The following is a 14,269-nucleotide window of genomic DNA, read 5'->3' as shown; positions in this document are numbered from 1 at the left end:
GGCCGTCATTGTCGCAGGCGGGTGCACAAAGCGGAAGGCGTGACAAACCTGAATACGTAGTCCAGGCACCCACGCGCAGGCGCCGGCACGTGCGCGTAGACTCGTGCCGTTGCCGCCACCCGGTCTGCCCCGATGGAACGCACCCCACTCCGCACGCCCCTGCAGGCCCGGATGCCCGGCTGGTCCACACTCGTCTGGCTGCTCGGTCTTGCAGTCGCGCTGCACTTCCTGTGGGTCACCGCACAGCGCTACGGGCAGGTCAGCGCCGAGGCCTATGGCATGTTCTGGGAGCGTCGCAACTGGCTGTGGCTGCATGTCGCCGGCGGCAGCCTGGCCATGCTGGCTGGCGCCACGCAGTTCATCGGTCCCCTGCGGCGACACCGTCCCCGGCTGCATCGCTGGCTGGGACGGATCTACCTGGCCGGCATCCTGCTGGGGAGCGCCGCTGTCGCCGGCCTGATCGCCACCACCCAGGGCTGGCTGGCACTGAAAATGGCGTTCGCTGCGACCGGCCTGGCGTGGTTGGTCACGTCATTCTGCGGCTATCGCAGCATCCGGCGTGGCGACGTCGAGCAGCACCGGCGATGGATGCTGCGCAGCTACCTGGTGACGCTGTCACCCGCGGTGTTCCGCCTGTCGCTGCTGGTGCCTGCGCTCATGCAGCTGGCATCGCCCCTGGTGATGGTGCCGAGCCTGCTGGTGCTGAGCTGGGCCCTGCCGTTGATGGTGCATGAAGCAGGAAGGCGCCTGGTGTCCATCGGCACACTCGCAGAGCCGTCCGGCAGCCGCTGAACACCCAAGAAAAAAGCCACCTGGCGGACCAAGTGGCTTTCGTCTGGTGGGCTGTCAAGGATTCGAACCTTGGACCTATTGATTAAGAGTCAACTGCTCTACCAACTGAGCTAACAGCCCGAAATCGGGGCGCGAATTATGACCTGATGCGCACACGGGGTGCAAGCTTTTTTTCAACATCGTTGATCGATGCATGCGTGCCACGACCCAAGGTGCTTCGCATGCCCTTTGCGCGGCCTGCAGGCAAGAAAAAAGCCACCTGGGGTACCAGGTGGCTTCTGTCTTGGTGGGCCGTCAAGGATTCGAACCTTGGACCTATTGATTAAGAGTCAACTGCTCTACCAACTGAGCTAACGGCCCGTGAAACTCAGACGCACATTATAGCGTGCATTCTGTTTATTGCAACACCGTGTCGGCTGTGCCGATGCGGTTGAATCAGTGGGGTGGCTGAGGGGATTCGAACCCCCGACCACCGGAATCACAATCCGGTACTCTAACCAACTGAGCTACAGCCACCACTGAAACATTCGCTTCATCGCCAATGCTGCTGGCGCTGGAGCTTTGAAGCCTTGCCTGGAGACCGTCACCGAAGTTCGGGCCGCCGAAGCGAGTCCGATATTCTGGTGGAGTCCTCACGCTTTTGCAAGCCTTTCTTCACATCCGCCGATGCGGTCCCGGTGCTTCGCCAATGGCGCGCCCGACAGGAATCGAACCTGTAACCGCCGGCTTAGAAGGCCGGTGCTCTATCCAGTTGAGCTACGGGCGCCCGAACCGGAACGGCGTCCAATCCGACGTGGCGTGGGATTGGTCGGGGTAGAGGGATTCGAACCCCCGACATCCTGCTCCCAAAGCAGGCGCGCTACCAGACTGCGCTATACCCCGGTCTTGCAATCCCCTCGAGCCAAGCCCGGGGAGTTGGCCATTGTCGCCAAGCACGCGGCGAACTGTCAACGCAGCGATCTGTCCCGGGCGCGCGGTCACGGCAGTGCCAGTGGCCATCGGCTATGCTCGACATCGTCGGCCGGATGGCCTTCCTGATCCCTCATTCGCACGGAGAACGCGCATGCGCAGCGGCAACCCGGCTCTTTCCGAGTCGACTTTCCTCGACCTCGCCAACGGCTCGGTGGTGACCCGCCCCGACCAGGCGATGACCCTCAACGGCACCGTCAACAAGACCGGCATCCTGTTGCTGCTGACCGTGCTGACCGCAGCCTTCGCCTGGAACCAGACCGTGGCCTTCGGCCAGGTGCTGCCGGCCGCCAAGCTGTATGCCATGGGCGGCGCGATCGGCGGCCTGGTGCTGGCGCTGGTCACCGTGTTCAAGAAGCAATGGTCGCCGGTCACCGCACCGCTGTACGCGCTGGTGGAAGGCCTGTTCCTCGGCGCCATTTCCGCCGTGTTCGAGCTGCGGTTCCCGGGCATCGTATTCCAGGCCGTGCTGCTGACCTTCGGCACGCTGGCTGCCCTGCTGGTGGCCTACCGCACCGGCGTCATCAAGGCCACCGAGAATTTCAAGCTCGGCGTGGTCGCCGCCACCGGTGGCATCGCCCTGCTCTACCTGGCGTCGTTCGTGCTGTCGTTCTTCAACATCGAAGTCCCGCTGATCCACTCCTCCAGCGGCTGGGGCATCGCCTTCAGCCTGTTCGTGGTCGTGGTCGCCGCGCTGAACCTGGTGCTGGATTTCGATTTCATTGAGAGCGGTGTGGCCCAGCGCGCGCCCAAGTACATGGAGTGGTATGGCGCATTCGGCCTGATGGTGACCCTGGTCTGGCTGTACGTCGAGTTCCTCCGCCTGCTGTCAAAGATCCAGCAGCGCTGATTCCGGTCAGGCTGAAGACGACAAAGGGCGCCTCCGTGGCGCCCTTTCTGTTCCCCTCCCCCCCTTTCGACCCCGCCATGCCTGCCCTCTTCCACAGCTATCGCCCCGCTGACGGCCATCGCCTGCCGCATGACCCGTTCAACGCCATCATCGGACCCCGCCCGATCGGCTGGATTTCCAGCTGCACTGCCGACGGCGCGTTGAACCTGGCGCCCTACAGCTTCTTCAACGCCTTCAACTACACGCCGCCGATCATTGGTTTCTCCAGCCAGGGCCGCAAGGACTCGCTGCACAACATCGAAGCGACGGGCGAGTTCGTCTGGAACCTGGCCACTTTCGACCTGGCCGAAGCCATGAACGAGAGCTGCCGGGCGGTCGCGCGGGACGTCGACGAGTTCACGCTGGCCGGCTTGACGCCGTTGGCTTCCGGGCAGGTCAAGCCGCCGCGTGTTGCAGAAAGCCCGGTCAGCATGGAATGCCGCTGCACCCAGATCGTCCGCCTGCGCGATGCCGCCGGACAGGACACCAACGGCTGGCTGGTGCTCGGCGAGGTGGTCGCCGTCCATATCGAGGCACGACTGCTGGTCGATGGCATCTACGACACTGCAGCCGCCGACACGATCCTGCGCGGCGGTGGACCGGCCGACTATTTCCGCGTCAGTGCCGAGCAGCGTTTCCGCATGTTCCGGCCGGCCTGAATCTCAGCCGGTAACCGGGCGCGCCAACAGGGCCGGCAGCGAGGACGTGAGCAGTGCGATGCCCGACAGCGTCAGCAGGCTCAATACGATCTGGCGGAACCGCGCCTCGCTGATGCCGATGTAGACCCGCGCGCCCAGCAGCGCCGGAAGCAGCATGGCCGGGGCGACGACAGCGAAGTACGGCAACATCTGCCGGGTGACCAGGCCACTGCCGACGTAGGTGGCCATGGTGACCGACAGCATCGCCAGGTTGAAGTTCTGGATGACCGCGCGCTGCTCCTCCTTGCCGAAACCACGCAGCGTGCTCCACAACGTGGGCACGGGACCTGCGAAGCCGCCGATGCCGCTGAGCACGCCACCGGCCATGCCCGCCACGGTGTCGCCGATGCGCCCGCCCGTGGTGATCGGCGGCAGCGAACGGGCCATCAGCATCACCGGGCACCACAGTGCCAGGAAGCCTCCCAGCAGGGCCTTGAACCAGTCCATGTCCAGCTGCGGCAATACCATCACGCCCAGCGGAATGCCCGCCAGGCCGCCGAAGACGAAGGGCAGCAGCAGACGCAGATTGAATCCGCGCCGCACGGTGAACACCGCCACCAGCTGACCCACCAGCGCGCCGAACACCGACAGCGTAGCCGCCAGGCGTGGCTCCAGCCCCCACGCCCAGAACGACATGGCGACCATTCCGAACGCAAAGCCGGACAGTCCCTGCACGAATCCCGCCACGATCGCTCCAAGTGCGACCAGCAGATACACCGAATCCATCATCACCTCGCTACGACCCCATGGCTACGCTGCCACGCCGGCCTGGGCAGCGTAGTGCGTGGCAAGGTGCTCGACGAGCGTGCGCACTTTCGGTGCCGCCACACCACATGAGCTGCGCAGAGCATGCGCAGGCACCCAAACGCAACGGGGCGCCCGAAGGCGCCCCGCTGGAAATCCAGGCAAGGTCCCGCCACCGCTTACAGGCGCGTGGCGATGGCCTTGGCGAAGCTCATGGTGGTGCCGGTGCCGCCCAGGTCGCCGGTCAGCGAGTCCTTGGCTTCCATGGTCGCCACGATGGCCTTGCGCAGGCGCTCGGCATTCTGCGGCTGGCCGATGTGATCCAGCATCTGTGCCGCCGCCAGCAGCAGCGCGCAGGGATTGGCCTTGCCCTGGCCCGCGATGTCCGGCGCGGTGCCGTGCACGGCTTCGAAGATCGCCGCATCCTTGCCGATGTTGGCACCCGGGGCCAGGCCCAGGCCGCCGACCAGACCGGCGCAGAGATCGGAAATGATGTCGCCGAACAGGTTGGTGGTGACGATCACATCGAACTGTTCCGGGCGCATCACCAGCTGCATGCAGGTGTTGTCGACGATCATTTCCTGGAATTCGATGTCCGGATACTGGGCGGCCACTTCACGGGCGACGTTCAGGAACAGGCCCGAGGTCGACTTGATGATGTTGGCCTTGTGCACGGCGGTGACCTTCTTGCGGCCGACGCTGCGGGCCAGTTCGAAGGCGTAGCGCACGATGCGCTCCGAGCCCTTGCGGGTGATGCGGGTGCCGGAGAAGGCAGTCTCGCCGTCGGCCGACACTTCCTGGCCTTCAGCCAGGTAGGCGCCTTCGGTGTTCTCACGCACGGTGATCAGGTCGACGTTGTCGAAACGCGACTTGGTGTTCGGGAAGGTGTGGGCCGGACGCACGTTGGCGTACAGGTCGAAATGGCGGCGCAGGCTGACATTGATCGAGGTGAAGCCACCACCGACCGGCGTGGTCAGCGGGCTCTTCAGGGCAACCTTGTTGCGCGCGATCGAGTCCAGGGTGACCGCCGGCATCAGGTCGCCGTGCTTCTCCAGCGCCGCCAGGCCGGCGTCGGCCTCTTCATACTCCAGGCCGGCATTGAGCTGGTCGAGCACGTACAGGGTGGCGTCCATGATCTCCGGGCCGATGCCGTCGCCGCGGATGACCGTAATTTTCTGCGTCATTGATCGATGTTCCGAACAGGGGGAAAAAACGCCGTCCGGACGTGCCCGGAAACGCCGGCGCAAAGGAAGTTTCACCGGCAATTATGCCTGAGCCGGGGCCGAGGTCCCAAATAGACCATGGTCCCAGTCCCCGGCTCAGGCAGAATTGCCCGCGTATTCCGGTAGCGCCGGGCCATGCCCGGCGGGTGGGCGTCCGGTCATTCGCCGGGCATGGCCCGGCGTTACCCTCAGTGCTCGTGGGCTTCCGGGGCGGCGGCACCGCCTTCGAGCTGGTCGAGGAAATCGACCGCGCGGCGCAGGTGCGGGATCACGATCGAGCCGCCGACCACCAGGCCGACCGAGAAGGTCTCGAAGAACTCCTCGCGGGTCACCCCGGCCTCCTTGCACTGGGCCACGTGGTAGCTGATGCAGTCGTCGCAGCGCAGCACCATCGAGGCCACCAGCCCCAGCAGCTCCTTGGTCTTCACATCCAGCGCACCGGCCTGGTAGGTCTGCGTATCCAGCGCGAAGAACCGGCGCACCACCTGGTTCGGCTCGCCCAGGATGCGCTCGTTCATGCGCTTGCGGAACGCGGTGAACTCGGCGATGCGGTCCTTGCTGCCGTCGTCGGCCGCGCTCATGCCTGGCCCTGCCCGGCCAGCAGCGGCTCAAGCTTGCCTTCACGGTGCAGCGCCATCATGTCGTCATAGCCACCGACATGGACGTCGCCGACGAAGATCTGCGGCACGCTGGTGCGGCGGGTCAGCGCCATCATCTTCTCGCGTTCGGCCGGGTCCAGGTCGATGCGGACCTCGGTCCACTGCTGGCCCTTGCTCTTGAGGAAGTTCTTGGCGGCCACGCAGTACGGGCAGACGGCAGTGGAATAGATGGTGATGGCGGGGGCACCGCCGGCGGTCTGGGCTGTCACGGGAAACTCCACGATGGATCGACGGTCTACATATGGTACCGGTGCGCTGGAATTTCCACGCTACCACCGCAACACTGTGGATTAACGAATGGTTGCCCCCTGCCCTGCCACGCTTGGCGCGCCCCGCCCGAGGACCTCCCGCTTGCGAGCCCTGCTGCTTTCGACCGCCGTCACCTTCGCCCTGGCCATGCCGCTGGCCCAGGCCCAGGAGAAGCTGCCCGACATCGGCTCCTCGGCCGGCGAGCTGCTGACCCCGGCCCGCCAGGCCGAGTACGGCGCGATGATGCTGCGCGAGCTGCGCAACTATGGCTACCTGCTGGACGATCCGCTGGTCAATGACTGGCTGCAGACCATGGGCACCCGCCTGGGGTCCAACAGCGACCAGCCGCGCCAGCCCTACACCTTCTTCGTGATGAAGGACCGCCAGATCAACGCCTTCGCGACCCTGGGCGGCTACATCGGGGTCAACGCCGGGCTGGTGCTGACGGCCGAACGCGAAGACGAGGTTGCCGCGGTGCTGTCACACGAAATCGCCCACGTCACCCAGCAGCACGTGCTGCGCGGGGTCGAGCGCGCCCAGCGCGACCAGATCCCGATCCTGCTGGGCATGCTGGCGGCGGTGGTGGCGGCACAGGCCAGCAACAGCACCTCTTCAGGCAATGCGACCATGGCCGCGATCAGCTCGGGCATGGGCCTGATGCAGCAGCGGCAGATCAACTACACCCGCTCCAACGAATCGGAAGCCGATCGGCTGGGCATACGCACCCTGTCACGCAGCGGTTACGACGTGGACGCGATGGCCGGCTTCTTCGAGCGGATGTCGACGGCCATGCGCGGCAACGAGGGCGGCTACAGCGTGCCGGAGTTCCTGCGCACGCACCCGGTCAACATCACGCGCATCAGCGAAGCGAAGGCCCGCGCCGAGCAGATGAAGAAGGACACGGTGCTGCTGACCACCACCACGCCCAGCGGCGAGCGCAGGGAACGGGTGGACCCGGCCGACCCGACCCTGTCCGAACCGCTGCTGCGCGGCAGCAACCCGCTGCTGCCAAGCAGTGTGCTGCGGGTGCCGGTTGGCCAGCTCAGCCGGGGCCCCAGCGGCGACTTCGACTGGGCACGTGAACGGTTGCGGGTGCTCAGTGCCGACTCCACCGGCGAGGTGGAGCGCGAGTACGCCGACCTGGGCAAACGCCAGAAGAGTGGATTGAACGATGCCCAGCGCTACGGCCAGGCCCTGGCGGTGATGCGGGGGGGACGCAGCGGTGCCGGCGAGGCGCGGCAGACCCTGAACGGCCTGCTGCAGGCCCATCCGGACAGCCTGTGGGTAGCCCTGGCCCTGGCCGAGGCCGAATCGCGCTCGGGCCAGGCCACGCAGGCCAATGCCCGTTTCGAGCAGCTGCTGCGTGAGCATCCCAACAGCCGGCCCGTCGCGCTGACCTACGCCGAGATCCTCAACGAACAGGGCAACCGCGAGGCGGGGCAGCGCGCGCAGGCCATGCTGCGGCCGCTGCTGTCGCAAAGTGGTAACGATCCGGTGTTCCAGCAGCGCTACGCCCGTGCCAGCGAACTGGCCGGGGACAGCGTCCGTGCCAGCGAGGCCTACGCCGAGGCCGCCTTCCTCAGCGGCCGGCCGGAGCAGGCGCTGATGCAGCTGCAGGCACTCAAGCGCAATCCCGCACTGGACTACGTAGGACGGGCCCGGGTCGACGCGCGCATCGAATCGATCACCCCGACCGTGCTGGAACTGCGCCGGCAGGGCGTGCAGGACCCCGATCTGGACCGCCGCTGAGCGCTGCATGACCGGTCCGTGGCAATCGGGAGCGGTTCCGGCCCGATGGTCACAAACATGTCATCAAACCGTAGTCTACTGGCACCCGTCCAGTAACCGAGCCCTACGGTGCCCTCGTGCAGAAACGTATCCTGATCGTCGATGACGAGCCCGCGATCCGCGAAATGGTCGCCTTCGCCCTGCGCAAGGGTGACTACGAGCCGGTTCATGCCGGTGATGCCCGCGAAGCCCAGACCGCGATCGCCGACCGTGTTCCCGACCTGATCCTGCTGGACTGGATGCTGCCCGGCACCAGCGGCCTGGACCTGGCGCGCCGCTGGCGCAAGGAGACGCTGACCCGCGAGGTGCCCATCATCATGCTGACCGCGCGTGGCGAGGAGAACGACCGTGTCGGCGGCCTGGAAGCCGGCGTCGACGATTACGTGGTCAAGCCGTTCTCGGCACGGGAGCTGCTGGCCCGCATCCGTGCGGTCATGCGCCGCGCCCGCGAAGACGACGAGGACGGCAGCGTGGCGGTCGGTCCGATCCGCATCGACGGTGCCGCGCATCGCGTGTTCGCCAACGAACAGCCGGTGCCGATCGGCCCGACCGAGTACCGCCTGCTGCACTTTTTCATGACCCACCCCGAGCGCGTGTACACCCGCGCCCAGCTGCTCGACCACGTGTGGGGCGGCAGCGTGTACGTGGAGGAGCGCACCATCGACGTGCACATCCGCCGCCTGCGCAAGACGCTGGAACCGTTCAATGCCGAGAACATGGTGCAGACCGTGCGCGGCGCGGGTTACCGCTTCTCGACCGCCACCTGAGTCCCGTCGTGCCGGCATCGGGCACCCACGGGTGCCGATGCCGGCAACTCTGCTATAACCCTTGGTTCATTCCAGTGAACCACCGCACCTCATCGACGAGACCGCAATGCCCCGCCACATCCGCTCTGCCTGGTTGAAGACGCTGGCTACCGTCGCCGCGGTACTGCTGTTCGCCGGACTGGTGGGATGGTTCACGGGCCATCTGTGGTTGTGCGTCGCACTGGGCGCGCTGGCGACGCTGGCCTGGCATTACTGGCGGTTGCGCAGCGTGCTGCGCCGGCTGACCGCGCGCCAGCGCTGGGATACCGCCGAAGGCACGGGTGTGTGGAATGAACTGGATCGCCTGCTGTACCGCAACCAGGTCGAAATGCGCGTGCGCAAGCGGCGCCTGCTGGACATGCTGCGCAGCTACCGCGCCGCGGCCGCCGCGCTGCCCGACGCAGTGGTGGTGCTCGACCGCAACAGCCAGCGCGTGCAGTGGTTCAACGAAGCGGCCACGGCCCTGCTTGGCCTGCACCACCCGGGCGACCTGGGCGAGGCCCTTGTCGAGCGGTTGCAGCCGATGCCGCTGGCCCACTGGCTGGCCGGTGGTCGCAACGCCGAGCCGATCCTGGACGTGCCCTCGCCGGTCGATCCAGCGATCCGCCTCAACCTCCGCCTGATTCCGTATTCGTCGGACTACTGGCTGCTGATCGCCCGTGATGTCAGCAAGCTGCTGCGCCTGGAGCAGGTCCGCCGCGATTTCGTCGCCAATGTTTCACATGAGCTGCGCACCCCTCTCACCGTGGTGCACGGCTACCTGGACATGATGGATCCGGAGGATTTCCCCGGCACCGGCCCGATGCTTGAAGAGATGCGCAAGCAGAGCCAGCGCATGGCCCAGCTGGTGGAAGACCTGCTGACCCTGTCGCGGCTGGAGTCGCAGGAGCACACCGAAGAGGAAGTCGTGGCCATGCAGCCGATGCTGGCCACGCTGCGTCGCGAAGCCGAGGCCCACAGCCAGGGTCGCCACCAGATCAGCATCGAGGACCTTGCCGGCGTCGACCTGCAGGGCTCGACCAAGGAGCTGCACAGCGCCTTCTCCAATCTGGTCACCAATGCAGTGCGCTACACGCCGGCCGACGGCCGCATCACCGTCGAGTTCCGTCGCGAAGGCGACGGCGCGGTGCTGGCCGTGCGCGATACCGGCTATGGCATCCCGGCAACCCACCTGCCGCGGCTGACCGAGCGCTTCTACCGCGTTTCCAGCAGCCGCTCGCGCGAGAGCGGCGGCACCGGCCTCGGCCTTTCCATCGTCAAGCACATCCTCGGCCTGCACCATGCGCGGCTGGAGATCGAAAGCGAGGTCGGCAAAGGATCGGTGTTCTCCTGTCATTTCGATGCCGACCACGTGCGCCAGCGCGAGTCCGCCCCCCTGACCTCCGTCGAAGAATGAAGCCATGAGCAGCCTCGGATCCCTCCCTCTCCCCGTGAGCCCGGACAACGATCCGCTGCGCGATCCGGCGCTGTACATCAACCGCGAACTGTCGCAGCTGGATTTCAACTTCCGCGTGCTGGCCCAGGCCATGGACCCGCAGGTGCCCCTGCTGGAGCGCCTGCGCTTCATGTGCATCTCCTGCACCAACCTCGACGAGTTCTTCGAGATCCGGGCCGCCGCTGTCCGCCACGCGCAGGAATACGGCCTGCCGCCGGCTCCGGACGGGATGAGCCCGCAGGCCATCCTCAACGCCATCCATGAACGCGCCGCCGAACTGGTGGACCAGCAGTACCGCTGCTGGAACGAGACACTGCGCCCGGCCCTGATGGATGCCGGCATCGGCGTGCTCGGCCGCCATTCGTGGAACCACCGGCAGAAGCGCTGGCTGCGGGCCTACTTCCGCAACGAGATCATGCCGGTGCTGTCGCCGCTGGGCCTGGATCCGGTGCATCCGTTCCCGAAGATCCTCAACAAGTCGCTGAACATCGTCGTCGTGCTGAAGGGCACCGATGCATTCGGCCGCGCCGGCCACCTGGCCATCGTGCGCGCACCGCGCTCGCTGCCGCGCATCATCCAGCTGCCGGAAAAACTCGGTGGCTCGCAGAACTTCGTGTTCCTGTCCTCGGTGCTGTCCACCTTCGTGGATGAACTGTTCCCGGGCATGGAGGTCCAGGGCGCCTACCAGTTCCGCGTGACCCGCAATTCCGAGCTGGTGGTGGACGAGGAGGAAGTGGAGAACCTGGCGCTGGCACTGCGCGATGAACTGGTCGACCGCGGCTACCGGCCGGCGGTGCGGCTGGAAATCGCCCATGACATGCCGCGCGAGATCGTGCGTACCCTGCTGCAGAACTTCGGCCTGACCGAGAACGCGGTGTATCGCATCGACGGCCCGGTCAACCTCAACCGCATCATCCAGCTGTACGACCTCATCGCGCAGCCGGACCTGAAATATCCGCCGATGACGCCGCGCACGCTGCGCGACACCGACGGCATCTTCGAGACCGTGGCGCGCCAGGACCTGCTGCTGCACCATCCCTTCGATGCGTTCGCGGCCGTACTCGACCTGATCCGCCAGGCGGCGCTGGATCCGAACGTGCTGGCGATCAAGCAGACCCTGTACCGCACGGGCAAGGATTCGCTGATCGTCGATGCGCTGATCCAGGCTGCACGTGCCGGCAAGGATGTGACCGTGGTGGTCGAGCTGCGCGCACGCTTCGATGAAGAGGCCAACCTCGGGCTGGCCGATCGCCTGCAGGAAGCCGGCGTACAGGTGGTGTATGGCGTGGTCGGCTACAAGACCCATGCCAAGATGCTGCTGATCGTGCGTCGCGAAGGCCGCAAGCTGCGCCGTTACGTGCACCTGGGCACCGGCAACTACCACAGCGGTACGGCGCGCGCGTACACCGACATCAGCCTGATCACCGCCGACGCGGACATCGGCAATGATGTGCACCTGCTGTTCCAGCAGCTGTCCGGGCTGGCCTCGAAGATGAAGCTCAAGCGCCTGCTGCAGTCGCCCTTCACCCTGCATACCGGCATCCTGGCGCGGATCGAGCGCGAGACGCGCATCGCGGCCGCGGGCCGCCCGGCACGCATCATCGCCAAGATGAACGCCCTCAACGAGGCCCAGGTAATCCGCGCGCTGTACGCCGCCTCGCAGGCCGGAGTGCAGATCGACCTGATCATCCGTGGCGCCTGCACCCTGCGTCCCGGCGTCCCGGGCGTGTCCGACAACATCCGTGTCCGCTCCATCGTCGGCCGCTTCCTGGAACACAGCCGGGTCTACTGGTTCGGCAACGATGGTGCGCCCGAACTGTACTGCGCGAGCGCCGACTGGCTGGAGCGCAACCTGCTGCGGCGGGTCGAGACCTGCTTCCCGATCCTGGATCCGACGCTGGCCAAGCGGGTCTACCGCGAAGTCCTGCAGAACTATCTGGACGACAACCTCAACGCCTGGGAACTGGATGCCGATGGCATCTATCACAAGCGTGCCCCGGCCCACGACGAGGCCCCGCATTCGGCGCAGATGGCATTGATGCAGGGTCTCTGACCCGGTAGGTGCCGGCCTTGGTCGGCACAATGCGTCCAATGTAGAAAACCGGGGGCAGAGCCCGTTGCGCAGCAACGGGATCCGACCCCGTGTCGTTCCGGCAGACCGCGGCCAACTGTCGAAGGCGGGGTGGGTCCGGTTGAGGGGGTGTGAGCGGCATGGATGCCGCGACCAAGCCCCCAGGGATGGGTTGACGGCGTCCCCCTCATCCGGACCCACCCCGCCATCCCTCAGAAAACCCGCTTTTGACGTTGACGTTGACCTTGCCGGCCAGCGGCCGGCACTACCGAACGCCCCCCCGACAAAATGTGAAGGCCATGCGGTGACGAGCACACCGCCCCTTCGGCTAACATTCGCCCATGCCGCATACCACCACGACTCCGCCCGCATTGCAGGATGGCGACCTGCTGGCCGCCATCGACCTTGGCTCCAACAGTTTCCACATGGTCATCGCGCGCTACACGCTCGGCCAGCTGCGGGTGATCGACCGCCTGCGCGAAACCGTGCGCATGGCCGACGGTCTGGATGGCAAGGGGGGCCTGTCGGCTGCGGCACGGCAACGCGCACTGGAATGCCTGGCCCGCTTCGGCCAGCGCATCCGCAATGTCCCGTCGCACCGCGTGCGTGCACTGGCCACCAATACCGTGCGGCAGCTGCGTTCACCGCAGTCGTTCCTGGTTCCCGCCGAAACCGCGCTTGGCCATGCCATTGAAGTGGTGAGCGGCCGCGAGGAGGCGCGCCTGATCTACCTGGGCGTCGCCCATGCCCAGCCGCCCAAACCGGGCGAGCGCCGGCTGGTGATCGACATCGGCGGTGGCTCGACCGAGTTCATCATCGGCATGGGCATGCAGACCCTCGAGCGCGAGAGCCTGCAGGCCGGCTGCATTGCCAGCACCCGCCGCTTCTTTCCGGGCGGCAAGCTCAGCAAGAAGCGCTGGAAGGATGCACTGGCCGAGATCGGTCGCGAGTTCCAGCCCTTCGCCAGCAAGTACCGTGCGCTGGGCTGGCAGGAGGCACTGGGTTCTTCGGGCACCCACAAGGCGATCAGCGAGATCTGCGCGACGATGAAGCTGAGCAAGGGGGCGATCACCGCCGAAGCCCTGCCACAGCTGCGCGACGAGCTGCTCAAGGCCAAGAAGATCGACGACATCGTGCTGCCGGGCCTGTCCAGCGATCGCCGCCCGATCATCGCGGGCGGCATCCTGGTGCTGGAGGCGGCCTTCCAGGCATTGGGCCTGCAGAAGCTGCTGGTCAGCAAGGCCGCGATGCGCGAAGGCATCCTTTACGACATTGTCGGCCGTGCCGGCGAGAACGACCTGCGCGACGAATCGGTCGCTGCGCTCACCCACCGTTACGGCATCGACACCGTCCAGGCCGACCGCGTGCAGGACACCGCCCTGTCGCTGCTGGAGCAGGTGCAGGAACGCTGGAAGCTCGACGCTGACGATGCCCGCATGCTCGGCTGGGCGGCACGCCTGCATGAGCTGGGGCTGATGATCGCCCACAGCGGCTATCACGTGCATGGCAGCTACGTGCTGGAACACTCGGACATCGCCGGCTTCTCGCGGCAGGAGCAGCAGATGCTGGCGGCCCTGGTCCGCAGCCATCGCCGCAGCGTGGGCAAGACCGCGTTCGACGCCCTGCCCGAGCGCCTGCTGCTGACCGCGCGGCGGCTGGCCGCGCTGCTGCGCCTGGCGGTGCTGCTCAACCGTGCCCATGAGGACGCTCCGCTGCCGCCGCTGGAACTGACCGCCGATGACAACCGGTTGTCGCTGATCGTGCCGCAGGCGTTCATCGACGCCCGGCCGCTGCTGCGCGCCGACCTGATCGGCGAGACCGACGGCATCGCCGGCCTCGGCATCCAGTTCCGTCCCTTCGTTGCCTGAATACGCGCGCCTCGGCGTTACATTCGGTGACACTTTGCGCAATCTGGCGGCTTTTCCTGCTGCATCGCGTTAGCCCGT

12 protein-coding genes and 5 tRNA genes are annotated in these 14,269 nt (G+C 66.4%); 8 read left to right on the top strand and 9 right to left on the bottom strand.

The features are described 5' to 3' along the window. The first annotated feature begins 132 nt into the window (after positions 1-132). Entirely contained in the window at positions 133-792 is a 660-nt protein-coding gene (locus ACZK08_RS04020) for a DUF2306 domain-containing protein (protein ID WP_081284423.1), read from the top strand. A 44-nt stretch (positions 793-836) separates the two neighbouring features. Here the strand turns inward: ACZK08_RS04020 and ACZK08_RS04015 are convergent. The 5 genes from ACZK08_RS04015 to ACZK08_RS03995 all read right to left on the bottom strand — a co-directional run bounded on the left by ACZK08_RS04015 (position 837) and on the right by ACZK08_RS03995 (position 1,674). Next, positions 837-912 (bottom strand) — tRNA-Lys (locus ACZK08_RS04015). 164 nt (positions 913-1,076) lie between these two features. Beyond that, positions 1,077-1,152: transfer RNA gene (locus tag ACZK08_RS04010), tRNA-Lys, on the bottom strand. 79 nt (positions 1,153-1,231) lie between these two features. Continuing rightward, a tRNA-His gene (locus ACZK08_RS04005) sits at positions 1,232-1,308 on the bottom strand. Positions 1,309-1,481: 173 nt separating this feature from the next. After that, positions 1,482-1,558 (bottom strand) — tRNA-Arg (locus ACZK08_RS04000). 39 nt (positions 1,559-1,597) lie between these two features. Next, positions 1,598-1,674, bottom strand: a tRNA-Pro gene (locus tag ACZK08_RS03995). Between the two features lie 181 nt (positions 1,675-1,855). Here ACZK08_RS03995 and ACZK08_RS03990 point away from each other — a divergent pair. Together ACZK08_RS03990 and ACZK08_RS03985 are read left to right on the top strand one after the other, a co-directional pair. After that, the gene (locus ACZK08_RS03990) at positions 1,856-2,611 is read left to right on the top strand and encodes a Bax inhibitor-1/YccA family protein (protein WP_053520416.1); all 756 of its coding nucleotides are present in this window, start codon (positions 1,856-1,858) and stop codon (positions 2,609-2,611) included. 77 nt (positions 2,612-2,688) lie between these two features. Then, a complete protein-coding gene (locus ACZK08_RS03985; RefSeq protein ID WP_065182468.1) occupies positions 2,689-3,309 on the top strand; it encodes a flavin reductase family protein in 621 nt (206 codons plus the stop codon). Between the two features lie 3 nt (positions 3,310-3,312). Here the strand turns inward: ACZK08_RS03985 and ACZK08_RS03980 are convergent, their stop codons facing one another. The 4 genes from ACZK08_RS03980 to grxC all read right to left on the bottom strand — a co-directional run bounded on the left by ACZK08_RS03980 (position 3,313) and on the right by grxC (position 6,183). After that, positions 3,313-4,074, bottom strand: coding sequence for a sulfite exporter TauE/SafE family protein (locus ACZK08_RS03980; RefSeq protein ID WP_065182488.1), 762 nt, complete (start codon positions 4,072-4,074; stop codon positions 3,313-3,315). 197 nt (positions 4,075-4,271) lie between these two features. Beyond that, positions 4,272-5,276, bottom strand: a complete 1,005-nt coding sequence (locus ACZK08_RS03975) for an isocitrate dehydrogenase (RefSeq protein ID WP_053520418.1) — start codon at positions 5,274-5,276, stop codon at positions 4,272-4,274. 227 nt (positions 5,277-5,503) lie between these two features. Then, the gene (locus tag ACZK08_RS03970; RefSeq protein WP_053519434.1) at positions 5,504-5,896 is read right to left on the bottom strand and encodes a carboxymuconolactone decarboxylase family protein; all 393 of its coding nucleotides are present in this window, start codon (positions 5,894-5,896) and stop codon (positions 5,504-5,506) included. Next, positions 5,893-6,183 (bottom strand): glutaredoxin 3, encoded by a 291-nt coding sequence (gene grxC, locus ACZK08_RS03965; protein ID WP_004154541.1) that lies wholly within the window; start codon positions 6,181-6,183, stop codon positions 5,893-5,895. Before grxC ends, ACZK08_RS03970 begins: the two co-directional genes overlap by 4 nt. Positions 6,184-6,325: 142 nt before the next feature. Here grxC and ACZK08_RS03960 point away from each other — a divergent pair, with 142 nt between their 5' ends. The 5 genes from ACZK08_RS03960 (at position 6,326) to ppx (ending at position 14,191) form a co-directional block, all read left to right on the top strand. After that, entirely contained in the window at positions 6,326-7,972 is a 1,647-nt protein-coding gene (locus ACZK08_RS03960) for a M48 family metalloprotease (RefSeq protein WP_053519435.1), read from the top strand. 116 nt (positions 7,973-8,088) lie between these two features. Next, on the top strand, positions 8,089-8,778 hold the full coding sequence (phoB, locus tag ACZK08_RS03955) for a phosphate regulon transcriptional regulator PhoB (RefSeq protein ID WP_053519436.1): 690 nt from the start codon (positions 8,089-8,091) through the stop codon (positions 8,776-8,778). Positions 8,779-8,884: 106 nt separating this feature from the next. Beyond that, a complete protein-coding gene (phoR, locus tag ACZK08_RS03950) occupies positions 8,885-10,213 on the top strand; it encodes a phosphate regulon sensor histidine kinase PhoR (RefSeq protein WP_065182469.1) in 1,329 nt (442 codons plus the stop codon). Positions 10,214-10,217: 4 nt separating this feature from the next. Next, the gene (gene ppk1 / locus ACZK08_RS03945) at positions 10,218-12,305 is read left to right on the top strand and encodes a polyphosphate kinase 1 (protein WP_053519438.1); all 2,088 of its coding nucleotides are present in this window, start codon (positions 10,218-10,220) and stop codon (positions 12,303-12,305) included. A 359-nt stretch (positions 12,306-12,664) separates the two neighbouring features. Next, positions 12,665-14,191, top strand: coding sequence for an exopolyphosphatase (gene ppx / locus ACZK08_RS03940; protein WP_053519439.1), 1,527 nt, complete (start codon positions 12,665-12,667; stop codon positions 14,189-14,191). The last annotated feature ends 78 nt before the right edge of the window (positions 14,192-14,269 follow it).

The organism is Stenotrophomonas sp. 112478_Sma, assembly GCF_056479905.1.
Note: the sequence above shows the minus strand (reverse complement) of the source record. Positions and strands in the feature narration are given on the sequence as shown.